Here is a 13,985-nt window from a genome sequence, read left to right as displayed (position 1 = left end):
AAATGCACCCGACGAAGAAAAGCGCGGCACGGCAGCGCAACAGCCGAGCGGAGCTAAAGCTGGTCGCTCCGCTACTCATGCTGATGGTATTGGCTTTCAACCTGCCGCTACTCGACACACTGATCCGCAGCTTTGGCTGGCCGCATCCGACGCTGGCACACTATGGCGAGCTACTCGGCTCGCCGCTGTATATAAAGGTCATTGCCAATACCTTCATCATCTCCGCGCTCGCCACGCTGGCCTGCATGGCGCTAGGCTATCCGTTGGCATACTGGATCAGCGGCCTGACTCCCAGGGCGCAACTCTTCGCCCTTGCGCTCGTGGTCATCCCATTCTGGGTGAGCGTGCTCATCCGTACCTACGCGTGGATCATCCTGTTGGGCAATGCCGGCATCGTCAACGGCCTGTTGCAATCCGGGGGGCTCGTCGACGGCCCGATCGCTTTCTTGTACAACCGCGGCGGCGTAACCCTCGGCGTGGTCAATGCCCTGCTGCCCTTTCTGGTATTGCCCCTATACGCGGCAATGCGCAACGTCGATCCGAGACTCCTGCATGCCGCGCGCTCCCTGGGAGCGACGGAACGGACGGTATTTTGGCGAATCTTCTTGCCGCTGACGCTACCCGCGCTCGCAGCGGGAGGGCTGTTGGTGTTCCTGATGGCTCTAGGCTTCTACGTAACGCCCATGATTCTGGGCGGCGGACGCGTGCCGATGCTAGTCAACATGCTTGATTTGCTGATCAACCGCATGCCCGACTGGAACCTGGCATCCGCCATTTCCATCGCCCTGCTGCTTGCCTGCCTTGTTTTGTACGCCACAAGCAGAAGGCTTGGGCGGCTCAATCCACGTTCGTCATAAGGTCTCCCATGTCGTCAAGGCTTCTAGTGGAAGAATCCCAGGCTGTGCAGGACATCAAGAAGGTCCGCAAACTAGGCCCCGCCATACTGGCCGTATATGCATCTCTTGTCCTTTTCTTCATTTGCATTCCCGTCGTCATCGTGGTGCCGATGTCCTTCTCCAGTTCCAGCACCCTGGAGTTCCCTCCGCCTGGCTACTCGTTGCGATGGTACGAAGCATTCTTCGGCGATCCGCGATGGATCGAAGCACTCCGGAACTCCGTATTCATTGCGCTGCTTTCCAGCCTTATCGCTCTTTGCCTCGGCAGCGTCGCCGCATACGGACTGGTTCGCGGCAGGTTCCGTGGCCGGTCTCTGCTCGAGTTGAATTTTGCGGCGCCCATGGTGGTTCCGCACGTGATCACCGGCGTTGCACTCTATATCTTCTTTGCCAACATAGGCCTGCTCGGAACCATGGGCGGGCTCATTCTGGCACACGCAGTCCTGGCCGCGCCTTACGTTGTACTAGTGATATCAACCGGTCTTGCCACGCTCGATGTCCGTGTCGAGCAGGTCGCGTACACGCTTGGCGCATCGCGCACAACTGTACTTTGGCGGGTGGTCGCGCCGAACATGGCCCCCCATCTGTTCGCGGCATGGCTATTCGCTTTCATGATCAGCTTTGACGAAATCACTGTCACAGTTTTTCTGGCCGGGACGCACGACACGATACCCAAGCGCATGTTCACTCAGCTTCTCGAACGCATCGATCCCACCATTACCGCGGTGGCGACGATGCTGGTCGCGGTTTCCATCCTTATGGTCGCAGCAATTGCCGCGCTGATGCGACGCCCGAAATTAGCGCGCAGCAGCACCGAGTAGAGGTTGCCGACATACTATTGGCAGGTACTGAAAATCCTTGGAGAAAATTGTGGGGAACAGTGCATTTCCATGCGGGCCGTCAACTCGATCCGGCAGCCTTGGAGCGGCCGCTGGCCCCGTCTCCCCACCAGCACAGGCCCCTCGGGCAGCGACTCGCCGCCCTTGCCATTCAGCCCCGCCGGCCAAACAGCATCGTCAATCCGAATAGCGCTCCCAGCCCGCCAACGATAGCCAGTGGCATCGATGGCTCGCGCAAGCTCAGCGCCATGATCGCCGAGCCCGCCCCCAGGGCGGTAATCAACAAGCCCACCAGGCGCCCCGCCGTGGAGCCATAGAAATGCGTGCGGCGTGCCGCCTGCGTAGCGGCGGGCTGGCGCTTTTGCCACGCCGCCAACGACTGCTCGAACTCGCGCAACAGACGTTCACGCCTGGGCAGGTCCACTGCGCTGACCAGTAGCGTCGGCAGGCCGGGGCGAACCAGCTTGAGATAGTCGTCAGTGCCCCAGCTGGACAACTGGGCGAAGGCGACGGGAGAACGGCGCGAAAACTCCAGCCCCTCGGGTGTCACCTTGACGGTATTGCGTGTGGGAAAGCCCTTGAACGCCACCAGAGGCGGCACAAGCAACCCCAGCACCGCCAGCACGGCCGCCAAGGCGATCGGCCCGCGGTTGAACACCACCAGCATGAAACTTCCCGCCGCCAAGGCGAAGGCCAACGGCACCGACAACTGGTGCCATCGGGTATAGACCGACGCCTGGATGCCCTCGTTGCTAGTCATGTCTGAGCCAATTGCGTATCGATTTCCTCGGGACTGATGCACCGCTTATCGGCGCTGCCGCGCCTCGGCGCGACGCCGGCCAACGTGCATGATGGCCATGCCCGAGATCGCAAGGGCGGCGCCGATGAACAGATTCGCGGTGGTGGCTTCGCCCAGCCAAAGGCTGGAGAACAGCACACCGAATACGGGCACCAGCGTGATGTAGCCGGAGGCCGCGCCAGCGCCCAGCATCTTCACACCTTCGAAATACCAGGCATAGGCGATCGCGGTCGCACCGAACGCCAGGGCCAGCAAACTGCCCCAGGCGCTGGCAGGGGCCTGTCCCAATTTCGCCCAGGCGGGAATGCCTTCCACGATCAGGCTGGCGAGCAACAGCATCAGCGCGCCGATCATGGTGGTCACCGTGGTGGTGGTCAGGGCGTCCACGCCCTTGAGCACCAGCCGTCCGATCAGGGTGTAGGCCACCCAGCAGGCCACGCAACCGAGCAGCAGCAGTTCGCCGATGCCTACGCCGGAGCCGACAGCGGCTTGTGAACCCCCGCCGCCGATGGCGATATACGCACCGATGGCCGACAGGACCATGCCGGCCAGGATGGCGAAGTTGAGGTGTTCGCGGAACAGGATCGCCGCCAGCAACAGCGTCGCGCCGGGGTTCAGCGTCACCACGATCGCCGCCTTGCCGGCCGGCACCAGCTGCAGGCTCAACATGAAGAAGCTGGCGTAGCCGAAGACGCCCGCCAGCGCGGCGGCGGCCAGGCCGAGCCATTGGTTGAGCGTCAGGGACTTCAGGCCGCGCAGCGCCGAGACGCGATGCATCCACAGGACCAACACCACACTGGCAAACAGGAACCGCAGGCTGGCCGCGGCCAGTGGAGCCATGGACTGGGCGACGACCTTGCCCCAAGACCACGACGCGCCCCAGAGCGCTGCCATGCCGACCAGGCGCAGGTGCGTGGCCATCAACGTATTTTTCATCTGTGCTTCGAAGGTGAGGCGTGGTGGTCGCGCGAGGCGACGGTGCAAACGCAAGGCATCGAGGTTGTCCAACCGTGGCAGCCCTCAATGCGCATGCGGGATTTTAGCTGGCAGCGGCAGGCGCGCCGGCGGCCGAGAAGCGGGCAGCGAGGTTAGCTGCCGATATGCAACCCAGGCCTGGGATGGCACGCCGCGGCGCTCAAGCCTGCGCGCGGCGCGGCAGCCAGCGCCAGAATACGCCGGCCGCCACCAGGCCCAAGGTGCCGACGCCGAACGATGCGCCGCCGAGCGACACCAGGGCGGTCAGCATCGACAGCGCCACTGGGCCGCCGCTTGCGCCCAGGTCGGCCATGAAGCGCCAGATGCCGAGGAACTGCGTGCGCGCGCCCGCCGGCGCGGCGTCGGCGCCCAGTGTCATCACGATGCCCGATCCGATGCCGTTGCCGAAACCCAGCAGCGCCGACGCCAGGATGAAGCTCGCCACCCCTTCGGTGAGCGGGATCGCCATCAGGCTCAGCCCCATCAGCAGCGTGCACGGCAGCGCCACCCACAAGCGGCCACGCTGGTCCATCACCTTGCCCGCCGGATAGAACACTGACATATCGACTGCGGCGACCAGTCCGTAGATAAGCGAGGTAGTAGTGGCATCGAGTCCCAGATGGTCTGCCCACAGGGGAATCACCACCTGGCGCGACGCACGCAGCGCGCTGACCAGCATCACACCCACGCCGAGCGTGGCGTACACGCCGCGATGGTCGCGCGCGACCTCGCCGATGCGCGCCCGCGGAGCGCCCGCGTGTCCACCAGCCGAGGGCTCGATGTCGGGCGCCTTGATGGCGATGAATCCCGCGCCGAGCATGGCGCAGACGGCAACCCAATAGGCGCCGTCGAGCCCGACGAAATGGATCAGCGCCGCCCCCGCAAAGGGGCCGAAGAAGGTGCCGATCCGCGTCGTACCGCCAAGCGTGGACAGGGCGCGCGCCCTGTACGCCAGCGGCACGACTTCAATCATGTAGCTCTGGCGCGCCAGCTGAAACACCGACTGCGCGCATCCCTGCATCAGCATGGCCAGCGCCATCACCCAGAGGTTGGGCACGCCGATCACGAGCAGAAGACCGACCACGCTCAGCACAGCCGCACCGGCCATGGCCCGCTTCTCGCCGAAGCGGTCGGTGATCAGCGCGGACGGAATATTGGAAAGCAGCGAGCCGACCCCGATGAGGGCGGCTATCAGGCCGGCGGCGGCCATCGATGCGCCCTGATCGCGCGCGGTGAGCGCGATCACGGGAAGGATGGCGCCGTTGCTGATGCCATAGAGCAGCGACGGGCCGAACGCCGGCACGGCGATCTGTTTCAGATTGAACGAATCGGGTTGCGACATGACGAGAGAATGAGAGATCAACCGCCTGCCCGCCGCCTTGCCTCTGCGCACGGGGCCGGTCCGGCGGCCATCGGCGCGGGATGCCGAAAGTGTAGCGGTAGCTCCCTGGCGCTTGGCTGACAGCCGGAAACCCGGTCTACAACGCCGCCTCTGCCCGGGTTTTGTCCCGGCGCACAACACCCGAGCGGGTGTAGTTCAACGGTAGAACGGTGGCTTCCCAAGCTTCATGCGAAAGTTCGATTCCCTTCATCCGCTCCAATCCCTCTCTTATCACGCCGCCTCCCACAACGCCGCTGTCACACCCAGCAACAGCAGTATCGCCGACGCGATGAACCATCGCACGGTTTTCCGGTATTCATCCTCGGCTTCATCCTCCAAACGCAAGGCGCGGTAAAGAGCAATTATCTGCAGCAGGCTGGCGAGCAACAGGGACACGCCCGGCAGCACGGACAGCGCGCTCCAATCGCCCGGCGCGTCGAAGCCCCAGTAGCGCAGGAAACCCAGCGAAAAGCCAAGCAATACCGTGATGGCCGTAATCAATCCAGCCCGAAAGCCCTGGGGCAGGTCGCGAGGCCTGTGGCTGCGGGTCCGTACCAAGTCGTCGTCTGGCGTTTCCGGTGTCATCATTGAGATATTCCGCACTGAGTACGCTACGGCCCACCCGCTACCGGTTCATGTGGGAACGAAAACTGAACTCCTGCCGTCACTCGGGCCAGGTTGAATTGATTATGGCTGATATCGCAGCGCACTGGGGCTGTTGAATCCCCCCTGTTTCAGGCCTGTGCCTTGTCGCCTTGCTTGCCGGCTGCTCGCCGACCGGATCCAGGAACGATGCTGGGCCGGGGTGGTCGCGGAGCGGTCCGCGGGGTTGTTCTTCGGGGGTGTTCGTATTCATAGCCCGAACTGTAGTGGCAGGCTTGCGGCGCGGGTGTCGGCCAGATGGACTACATCAGGAGCATATTTCGAATATGGTGTCAGACTACGATTTCGCCATGTCGGCGTTGCGTAAATATAGTCTGACACCCTATTTTTGGATCGTTGTTCTATCTATTGTTCCTTTAGCCCCAACGAACGCATCAACGGGGCGAACAATTTCTTTTCGTCCTGCACGCGCGCGGCATAGTCGGCCACGCGCAGCGGTAGCGCCTCGGCGCCCGCATCCAGAAAGCGCGCCTGGATCTCCGGCCGCGCAAGCACTTTGTTAATTTCGGTGTTCATGCGATCGACCACCTCATCGCGGGTGCCAGCGGCGGCATACACGCCGAACAGGCTGTCCGCGAAAACACCGTCGATGCCGACCTCGGAAAAGGTCCGTATGTCGGGCGCCACGGCAGCGCGTTGCCGGCTCGCCACCGCCAGTACCTTCAGTTTGCCCGATTGCACCATGGGAAAGACCGTGGCAGGTCCAAACGCGAAGTCGATCTGGCCCGCTGCCAGGTCTTGTATCGCCGGCGCCACGCCGCGATACGGCGCATGGGTGGCCTGCATGCCAGTAGCCTGCTTGAGCAGCTCGCCGGCCAGATGCGGCGTCGTGCCGTTTCCGGCCGAACCGTAATTGAGAGGATCGGGCCGCTTGCGCGCGTATGCCACGAACTCCTCGAGCGTATCGACGCCAAGCGATGACCGGACAAACAGGAACAACTGGCTGTTGGCCAGCAAGGCAACCGGCCGCAGGTCCCGCTGCGGATCGAACGGCATGCTGGCGAACATCAGCGGGTTGACCGATTCGGTCGTCGATGGATTGAGCAAGAAGGTATGGTTGTCTCCACCATTGCGCACAACCTCGGCTCCCGCCACGTTGCCGCCCGCGCCGCCCCGATTCTCCACGATAACGGTCTGCTTCAAGGCCTCGGCCAAGTGCGGCTGCACCGTGCGCGCCAGCACGTCGACCAGCCCTCCGGGCGCCAGCCCCACGACCAGGCGCACGGGCTTGGCGGGCCAGGCCTGAGACGGCGTTTGCGCATGGCTGCCCGTCACCCAGCCAGTCAACGCCAGCATCATCATGGCCAGACAACGTCTACGCAACAGCATGCGATTCTCCTTATGGGGGGTCACCCCGCTATCCCGCGCGTGTGCGTCACTTGCCGCACCACGGTGAACCGCCTTGATGCCTCATCGCGGCGGCGGCCCTGCATCTGCCGCTCATTCTTCACAAAAGTTTAAGCATAAAGAATCCCGGATAACCCTAATTTTCCGGCGACAAGCGCGGCTTATCGAGACGGCTTTAGTCCGAACAAAAAAAACGGGATGACTCCAATTCGAGCCTCCCGTTCTTAGTGCAGGGTCTGCCGGTCGTGCGGACGCGTGCTATCGGGCGCTGGTCAAGCTGTTCTTCGATCATGGCATCTTCGTAGGCCCTACGCGTTGCAAGGCTCTGCCCTGAGCCTGCGCGACTCAGTTATGCATCTTCGTTTTTCCCAACAGTAGAAATACCAAAACTGCTGTCGCTGCCGCAGCCGCTGCCAACACAAGGAGCTGGAACTGAAAGGCGCTCTCATACACCCGCAGCAAAGAATTTTTCTCCATCATCGGTAGCTGGGCCATGGCGTTTTGCAGGTCGCTCATTGCCAGCCGATTCGAAGCCTTCACCAACTCGCTCGTTTTCATGTGACCTGACGCGCTATCCTCCGCTGCAGCTGCCAAGCCCGATAGAATCCGAGCAGACAGGATGGCCCCGACCGCTGCGATAGCGATGCCATCCCCAGCCAGACGAATCGCGTTGAAGATCCCCGCCGCCATGCCGGCCCGCTCTTTGGGTACCACGCTGACCGCCAGACCGTCCATAAGGCCCCATGGCAAACCGATACCCGCGCCGATCAGCAGCATCGCGGCCAAGCGGTTACTTTGGACATCGCCAGCGATGCCGTAACCCAACCAGGACAAACCGGCCGCAGCGATGGCAAGACCAATACTTGATAACACGCCAACATTGATCCAGCGCGCCAGTTGGCCTGCGATGAAAGGAACCACCAGTAATGGCGCAGATAACGCAATCATCATCTTCCCCGCCGCCAACGCGCTATAGCCTTCCATCCCGATGAATCGGGCGGGCAATATGATGAGCAGCACGATATACGCATAGGCCGGCGCAACCGCCAACACCTGCACTCCTACAAACCGCGCGTTGTCAAATAGGGAGAGGTCGAGCATAGGCTTGGCTCGCCGCAGTTCAATGAAGGCGAAGGCCATCAACAGTCCAACGGCACTCGCCAAGGAAGTAAGTACCGACGTGTGGCCCCAGCCCTTCTCGGGGGCGAGAATGAGGCCGTAGGTGAGTACAGCGAGCCCGATAGTGAAGGTGATAGCTCCAGGCCAATCCAACCCTGTGGCTTCGGGATCACGTGTTTCACGTGCGAATAGCGAGATCAGGACGGAAGCAAGCAATGCAACCCATGCCGGCAGTAGAAACACCCAATGCCAACCCACGGTATCGATCAAGAGTCCGGCTAGGAACGGACCAAATGCAGCTCCCGCGCCAAAGGTCGTCCCGATCAAACTGAAAACACGAGTGCGCGCGTGGCCGTCGAACTCCTGTGTCAATGCGGCCATTGCGCCCGCGAACGCTGCAGCTGCCCCTAGCCCCTGGATCAGCCTCAAGATGTCGATCCACAGAACGGATGGCATAAAAGGAATTGCAGCCGTTACGAGCGCGAACAGAACCATGCCAGCCAACCACAGCCGCTTGCGCCCATACGTGTCCGCTAGACTCCCTGCAGCTAGAGTCGCGCTGCCGTAGGTAAGGATGTAGGCGTTGATGATCCAAGTAAGTTCCGCGGCGCTCCCCCCAAGAGCCTGATTGATTGAGGGCACCACCACGGCGGGGCCGGCGATGCTCAATGGGATGACCGCTGCTGTCAGGCAGCCAGTCAAGATTAGTGGTGCTTTGTAGGCTGTCGAGCCTGCGGCTGAAGTGCTGGCTGTCATCGGGTATCCAGGCAATAGGCTAAAGCCACGCAGAATCCTCACGCCGCCGCAGGCCAAGGCGTGGGCGGAGTTCCGCTGTGGCACTCCCAATTAATGCTACATGGGAATCAATTTGCCAAAAATATGGGTAAATTCATCGCTAACATGACTAATTTGTCACTTATTGGAGGCGAAATGGATAGCCTGAGTGGTATGACAATTTTTGTTCTGGTCGCTGAGGTGCATAGCTTCGCGACTGCTGGGCGCCAATTGGGCGTCTCCGCGTCGGCAATCAGCAAGGGGGTAGCCCGGCTTGAGGAAAAGCTCGGCGTGCGCCTGTTTCAGCGCAGTACCCGCAGCGTCAGCTTGACACCAGAAGGCACACTGTTCCTTGACCGCTGTCGACGAATCCTGGCTGAAATCGCCGCGGCGGAGAATGAATTGGCCAGCACAACCGCCAGTCCTAGAGGCCGCCTGCGGGTGAGTCTGCCATTGGTCAGCGGTCTGATGCTGCCGGCGCTATCGGCCTTTGCTCATCGCTACCCCCAGATTGAGCTGGATCTGGACTTCAGCGACCGGCTAGTGGATGTCATAGCCGAAGGCTTCGATGCCGTGGTGCGTACGGGCGAACTCAGCGACTCCCGTTTGTTGAGCAAGCGCCTGGGCAGCAGCCGCTTCGTGTATGTCGGTGCGCCTGGTTACTTCGCACAACGAGGTACTCCGCTGCATCCGGAAGAACTGACGCAACACGCCTGCCTGATGCACCGATTTCCGACTACCGGCACGCTAGAGAAATGGCCATTGATCCGCCCCCCGTCGGAAACGGTGATTCGTCTGACGGCCAGCATGACCAGCAACCATGTCGAGACGCTTCTGCATATGGCTGTGCAGGGCCACGGCATTGCCTGCCTGCCGGACTTTGCCGTTCAACCGGCATTGGAAAGTGGCGCGCTTCAGAGTGTGCTGGATCGGTGGGCGGGTAGTTCCAGCACGTTTTGGGTTTTATGGCCGTCCAATCGGCAGCTATCCCCCCGGGTCCGGGCATTTGTAGATTTCATGGCAGAGAATCTATTTCCCGAACCGAATCTTGTTTAGCCCCGTTTCCGACCCATCGCGGTCCATTTGTGACGGACTCAAATCCTCGCTGCTTCCGCGCCATCCTTAGCGAACTTTTTCGGCCGATTCCCAAGTTGAATGAACCATTTCTTTCGTTTTTTCCAACTTCAATGAACCAGAAGTTCGCCATAGCGCTCCTGTGCCGAAATGCGCAGGGCGAGCAACTTTTGGGCTGAAAGGGGCAGCACTCCGCTAGAAGCCGCACGCCAGCGCGATCTACCTGTTACATGCCAAGTTCAATGAACCAAATCTCCAGTTGAATGAAATTCGACATGAACTTCGACCTCAGTGAGGTTCGACGCTCGCCAGCTTCCCCCAATATGTAACAACCCGCCCCCTCCCCCTTGAACCCTAGAACATCATCCCTATAATTAGCACTCGACACCGGTGAGTGCTAACAAGCGTTCCCGGGCCTAACCGATCATTCCCTTCTCTTTTAGCAACAGGAGTTCCTCATGGCCTTGCGTCCCCTGGGCGATCGCGTGATCGTCAAACGCCTCGAAAACGAGCGCAAGACTGCATCGGGCATCGTTATCCCCGACAGCGCCGCTGAAAAGCCCGACCAGGGTGAAGTCGTGGCCGTCGGCCCCGGCAAGAAGACCGAAGACGGCAAGATCCTGCCGGTCGACCTGAAGGCTGGCGACAAGGTGCTGTTCGGCAAGTATGCCGGCCAGTCCGTGAAGGTTGACGGCGAAGAGCTGCTCGTCATCCGCGAGGACGAAATCCTCGCCGTGGTCCAGTAAACCCCGCCTCAAACGAATTTTCGAAGGAAGCTAAGAAATGGCTGCCAAGCAAGTATTGTTCGGTGACGACGCCCGCGTGCGCATCGTCCGCGGCGTGAATGTTCTCGCCAACGCTGTCAAGACCACCCTGGGCCCCAAGGGTCGCAACGTCGTGCTGGAGCGCTCGTTCGGCGCCCCGACCGTGACCAAGGACGGCGTGTCCGTCGCCAAGGAAATCGAACTGAAGGACAAGTTCGAAAACATCGGCGCGCAACTGGTCAAGGACGTTGCCTCGAAGACCTCCGACAACGCCGGCGACGGCACCACCACCGCCACGGTGCTGGCTCAAGCCATCGTCATGGAAGGCCTGAAGTACGTTGCCGCCGGTTTCAACCCGATCGACCTGAAGCGCGGCATCGACAAGGCTGTCGCCGCCGCCGTCGCTGAACTGAAGAAGCAATCCAAGCCGGTCACGACCAGCAAGGAAATCGCCCAGGTCGGCTCGATCTCCGCCAACAGCGACACCTCCATCGGCCAGATCATCGCTGACGCGATGGACAAGGTCGGCAAGGAAGGCGTCATCACCGTCGAAGACGGCAAGTCGCTGGAAAACGAGCTGGACGTCGTCGAAGGCATGCAATTCGACCGCGGCTACCTGTCGCCCTACTTCATCAACAACCCGGACAAGCAAGTTGCCGCTCTGGAAGATCCGTATGTCCTGATTTTCGACAAGAAGATCAGCAACATCCGTGACCTGCTGCCCGTGCTGGAACAAGTTGCCAAGTCGAGCCGTCCGCTGCTGATCATCGCGGAAGACGTCGAAGGCGAAGCCCTGGCCACCCTGGTTGTGAACAACATCCGCGGCATCCTGAAGACGACCGCCGTCAAGGCTCCTGGCTTCGGCGACCGCCGCAAGGCCATGCTGGAAGACATCGCCATCCTGACGGGCGGCACGGTGATCTCCGAAGAAACCGGCATGTCGCTGGAAAAGGCCGGCCTGGCTGAACTGGGCCAAGCCAAGCGCATCGAAGTGGGCAAGGAAAACACGACCATCATCGACGGCGCTGGCGACAGCAAGTCGATCGAGGCTCGCGTCAAGCAAGTCCGCATCCAGATCGAAGAAGCCACTTCCGACTACGACCGTGAAAAGCTGCAAGAACGCGTGGCCAAGCTGGCCGGCGGCGTTGCCGTGATTCGCGTTGGCGCTGCCACCGAAGTCGAAATGAAGGAAAAGAAGGCTCGCGTCGAAGATGCCCTGCACGCCACCCGCGCCGCAGTGGAAGAAGGCGTTGTGGCTGGCGGCGGCGTTGCACTGCTGCGCGCCAAGCAAGCCATCACCGACCTGAAGGGCGACACGCCTGACCAGAACGCCGGCATCAAGCTGATCCTGCGCGCTGTGGAAGAGCCCCTGCGCACCATCGTCACCAACGCCGGCGAAGAAGCCAGCGTCGTGGTCAGCAACGTGCTGAACGGCAAGGGCAACTACGGCTACAACGCCGCGACCGGCGAGTACACCGACCTGGTCGAGCAAGGCGTGCTGGATCCCACCAAGGTGACCCGCACCGCCCTGCAAAACGCTGCCTCCGTCGCCAGCCTGCTGCTGACGGCTGAAGCCGCCGTTGTGGAACTGGTCGAAGACAAGCCCGCTGCTCCGGCCATGCCCGGCGGCATGGGCGGCATGGGCGGCATGGACTTCTAAGTCCCGCCACCCTTGCAAGGCCTCCCCGGCTTCGGCCGGGGAACGCAGTATCCCGAGAAACCCCCGGACCTTCGCCCCGGGGGTTTTTCTTTTTTCAGGCAACGCAGCCTCGCCAAAGAACACGTTTGCGCACAATCTGCGGGTTTCGCGGCAGAGCATGCGTCCCTACAATGAAGGCTCCCTTAGAACGAGCCGAGTCCCATGCGTTTGCCCCCGACCCTGTTGCGTGCCCTGCGTCCCTCCGAAATCGGCGGGCTGTTGATGGACTCCGCCAAACAGTGGTCCACCCATCGCGCGTCGAGCAAGGGCGCGGCGCTGGCGCTGTACATGGTGTTTTCGCTGGCCCCCATGCTGATCCTGGTGATCGCGGTGGCGGGCGCATTCTTCGGCGAAGACGCGGTGCGCTCGGAGTTGTTCTCGCAGTTGCGTGAGCTGACCGGCGAGCGGGGCGCTGAAGTCATCCAGACGGTGCTGGCCAGCGCCCATGAGTCGGGCAAGGGCTGGATCGCGGCGCTGATCTCGATTTTCGTGCTGATCTTCAGCGCCACCACGGCCTTCGCGGAACTGAAGGCCAGCCTGGACGAATTGTGGGAAGTCTCCGCGAACCAGAAAGGCGGGCTGCACGGCATGGTCCGCAGCCGCATGCTGTCGTTCGGGCTGGTGCTGGTGCTGGCGCTGTTCCTCTTGATATCGCTGACGGTGAACGCCGCACTGGGGGCGGCGCGCGGCTATTACGGCGACTTGTGGACGGCTTCGTCCTTCGCCCTGGTGGCGGAGTGGATCTCCAGCCTGTTTTCCTTCTCCATCGTGGTAGCGCTGTTCGCGGTCATCTACAAGCTGCTGCCCAGCGCGAAGATTTCATGGCCGGACGTGATACCCGGCGCGATCGTGACCGCGGCGCTGTTCCTGGTCGGCAAGTGGGGCATCGGCGTCTATCTCAGCCGGGGCGCGGCGGTGTCCGCCTACGGCGCGGCGGGATCGCTGATCGCGCTGCTGCTGTGGATCTACTATTCGGCGCAAATCTTCTTCTTTGGCGCCGTGTTCACGCGCCAGTTCGCGCTGCGCTTCGGCAGGAAAAACCCGCCCACGCCGGCCCCGGCGGACTCGACGCCCGCAACGGACGCCTGAGCCCGGCGCCATCAGGCGGCGGTGTCGTCCTGCTGCTCCAGCCCGGCCATCAGGCGCAGGCATTTCAGGAACACGGGGCGCAGATCCTCGGGTATGGGCGCCAGCACCTGCGCCTCCACGGCGGCGTCCTGCGGCAGGATGCGGGCCAGCAGGGCGATGCCCTCTTCCGTGATCTCCAGCGCGTAGGCGCGCCCGTCCTGGGTTGAGCGCTTGCGGCGCACATAGCCTTTCTTGGTCATGCGCGCGATCATTTCGGCGAAGGAGTTGCGGTCCAATGCGATCAGTTCGGCGATGCGGTTCTGGGTCGCGCCGGGATTCTGGTAGACGGTGATCAGCAGCGCCTTCTGGCGCGGGGTCAGGTCTTCGTCGGGAAAGGCCTGCGCGAACAGGGCTTCGGCCCGGAAATGAGCCCGGCGCAGCAGATGGGACGCGACCAGGGTCAGATCGAACGCCTGCAAGGCCTGGGGAGCGGCCTGGTCGGCGGGGACACGTCGGGGTGTAGCGGTCATCGGGCTTCCAAGGGATGGATGTCGGCGGTCATGGCATTGCTCCGCAGTCCTATAAGA

Annotated in this window: 13 protein-coding genes; 6 read left to right on the top strand and 7 right to left on the bottom strand. The window is 62.1% G+C overall.

What is annotated here, in order from left to right; all coding sequences use genetic code 11:
• Positions 1–2 precede the first annotated feature (2 nt).
• Positions 3–857 (top strand): ABC transporter permease, encoded by an 855-nt coding sequence (locus FOC84_RS18280; protein ID WP_173145663.1) that lies wholly within the window; start codon positions 3–5, stop codon positions 855–857.
• A gap of 26 nt (positions 858–883) precedes the next feature.
• A complete protein-coding gene (locus FOC84_RS18275) occupies positions 884–1,717 on the top strand; it encodes an ABC transporter permease (RefSeq protein WP_173145662.1) in 834 nt (277 codons plus the stop codon).
• A gap of 169 nt (positions 1,718–1,886) precedes the next feature.
• On the opposite strand, the gene FOC84_RS18270 is transcribed toward FOC84_RS18275, so the two are convergent.
• The 6 genes from FOC84_RS18270 to FOC84_RS18245 all read right to left on the bottom strand — a co-directional run bounded on the left by FOC84_RS18270 (position 1,887) and on the right by FOC84_RS18245 (position 8,775).
• A complete protein-coding gene (locus tag FOC84_RS18270) occupies positions 1,887–2,495 on the bottom strand; it encodes a hypothetical protein (RefSeq protein ID WP_173145661.1) in 609 nt (202 codons plus the stop codon).
• A 45-nt stretch (positions 2,496–2,540) separates the two neighbouring features.
• Positions 2,541–3,470: a DMT family transporter gene (locus FOC84_RS18265; RefSeq protein WP_254241698.1), complete on the bottom strand. Its 930-nt coding sequence runs from the start codon at positions 3,468–3,470 to the stop codon at positions 2,541–2,543.
• A gap of 199 nt (positions 3,471–3,669) precedes the next feature.
• A complete protein-coding gene (locus FOC84_RS18260; protein WP_173145660.1) occupies positions 3,670–4,851 on the bottom strand; it encodes an MFS transporter in 1,182 nt (393 codons plus the stop codon).
• A 270-nt stretch (positions 4,852–5,121) separates the two neighbouring features.
• On the bottom strand, positions 5,122–5,478 hold the full coding sequence (locus FOC84_RS18255) for a hypothetical protein (RefSeq protein ID WP_173145659.1): 357 nt from the start codon (positions 5,476–5,478) through the stop codon (positions 5,122–5,124).
• A 420-nt stretch (positions 5,479–5,898) separates the two neighbouring features.
• A complete protein-coding gene (locus FOC84_RS18250; protein WP_173145658.1) occupies positions 5,899–6,882 on the bottom strand; it encodes a Bug family tripartite tricarboxylate transporter substrate binding protein in 984 nt (327 codons plus the stop codon).
• 363 nt (positions 6,883–7,245) lie between these two features.
• Positions 7,246–8,775, bottom strand: coding sequence for an MFS transporter (locus FOC84_RS18245; protein WP_217278769.1), 1,530 nt, complete (start codon positions 8,773–8,775; stop codon positions 7,246–7,248).
• Positions 8,776–8,949: 174 nt separating this feature from the next.
• Here FOC84_RS18245 and FOC84_RS18240 point away from each other — a divergent pair, with 174 nt between their 5' ends.
• The 4 genes from FOC84_RS18240 to FOC84_RS18225 all read left to right on the top strand — a co-directional run bounded on the left by FOC84_RS18240 (position 8,950) and on the right by FOC84_RS18225 (position 13,419).
• Entirely contained in the window at positions 8,950–9,849 is a 900-nt protein-coding gene (locus tag FOC84_RS18240; protein WP_173145657.1) for a LysR family transcriptional regulator, read from the top strand.
• A gap of 476 nt (positions 9,850–10,325) precedes the next feature.
• Positions 10,326–10,613 (top strand): co-chaperone GroES, encoded by a 288-nt coding sequence (gene groES, locus FOC84_RS18235; protein ID WP_006221616.1) that lies wholly within the window; start codon positions 10,326–10,328, stop codon positions 10,611–10,613.
• A 37-nt stretch (positions 10,614–10,650) separates the two neighbouring features.
• A complete protein-coding gene (groL, locus tag FOC84_RS18230; protein ID WP_173145656.1) occupies positions 10,651–12,291 on the top strand; it encodes a chaperonin GroEL in 1,641 nt (546 codons plus the stop codon).
• A gap of 201 nt (positions 12,292–12,492) precedes the next feature.
• Positions 12,493–13,419: a YihY/virulence factor BrkB family protein gene (locus FOC84_RS18225; RefSeq protein ID WP_173145655.1), complete on the top strand. Its 927-nt coding sequence runs from the start codon at positions 12,493–12,495 to the stop codon at positions 13,417–13,419.
• An 11-nt stretch (positions 13,420–13,430) separates the two neighbouring features.
• Here FOC84_RS18225 and FOC84_RS18220 read toward each other — a convergent pair whose 3' ends face one another.
• Complete coding sequence (locus tag FOC84_RS18220) at positions 13,431–13,928, bottom strand: MarR family winged helix-turn-helix transcriptional regulator (protein ID WP_173145654.1); 498 nt, start codon at positions 13,926–13,928, stop codon at positions 13,431–13,433.
• Positions 13,929–13,985: the final 57 nt, after the last annotated feature.

It is taken from the genome of Achromobacter pestifer (assembly GCF_013267355.1).
GTDB classification, from domain to species: Bacteria; Pseudomonadota; Gammaproteobacteria; order Burkholderiales; family Burkholderiaceae_B; genus Achromobacter; species Achromobacter pestifer_A.
Note: the sequence above shows the minus strand (reverse complement) of the source record. Positions and strands in the feature narration are given on the sequence as shown.